Origin of the sequence: Aeromonas sp. 604176 (assembly GCF_049170755.1) — a bacterium.
GTDB lineage: Bacteria > Pseudomonadota > Gammaproteobacteria > Enterobacterales > Aeromonadaceae > Aeromonas > Aeromonas veronii_A.
In genome coordinates this window covers 1-953 of sequence record NZ_JAAKNE010000282.1, presented here as the reverse complement: position 1 = coordinate 953, position 953 = coordinate 1, and the positions used below count along the sequence as shown (strand labels likewise).

The window sequence follows — 953 nt, the reverse complement described above, 5'->3', positions numbered from 1 at the left end:
CGCCTGTTCCTGCCCCGTCAGGTGGATCACGAATACAGCCTGGATCACTACCGCGGCCGCTTCTATGTGCGCTCCAACAAGGACGGCAAGAACTTCGGCCTCTACGAGACCAAAGAGAGCCCGGTGGATCGCTGGAAGGCGGTGATTGCCCCCAATCCGGACGTGCTGCTGGAGAGCTACGCCCTGTTCAAGGATTGGCTGGTACTGGAAGAGCGCAACAAGGGGCTGACCCGACTGCGCCAGATCAACTGGCAGAGCGGTGACGAGAAGGAGATCGCCTTCGACGATCCCGCCTATGTCACCTGGCTCGCCTACAACCCGGAGCCGGATACCAGCGCCCTGCGTTATGGCTACTCCTCCATGACCACCCCCGCCTCCACCTATGAGCTGGACATGGCGAGCGGCAAGCGCACCCTGCTCAAGCAGCAGCCGGTGGCCGGCTTCAAGGCCGACCAGTACGCCAGCGAGCGGCTCTGGGTGACCGCCCGCGACGGCGTATCGGTGCCGGTGTCGCTGGTCTATCGCAAGGACAAGTTCAAGAAAGAGCAGGCCGATGCACCCAAGAATCCGCTGCTGGTCTATGGCTATGGATCCTACGGCGCCAGCATGGATCCCGACTTCAGCAGCTCGCGCCTGAGCCTGCTCGATCGCGGCTTCGTCTACGCCATCGCCCATATCCGGGGTGGCGAGGAGCTGGGCCGTCACTGGTACGAAGATGGCAAGTTGCTGAAAAAGCAGAACACCTTCAATGACTTTATCGATGTCACCAAGGCGCTGGTGGAGCAAGGCTACGGCGCCAGGGATCAGGTCTACGCCATGGGCGGCAGCGCCGGTGGTCTGCTGATGGGGGCCGTCATCAATCAGGCGCCCGAACTCTATCGCGGCGTGGTGGCGCAGGTGCCGTTCGTCGATGTGGTCACCACCATGCTGGACGAGTCCATTCCCCTCACCAC

Annotated in this window: 1 protein-coding gene; it reads left to right on the top strand. The window is 62.4% G+C overall.

Annotation, left to right across the window (positions count from 1 at the left end; translation table 11 throughout):
• On the top strand, positions 1–953 hold a 953-nt coding region (locus G5358_RS21360), incomplete at both ends, for a prolyl oligopeptidase family serine peptidase (RefSeq protein ID WP_421324911.1).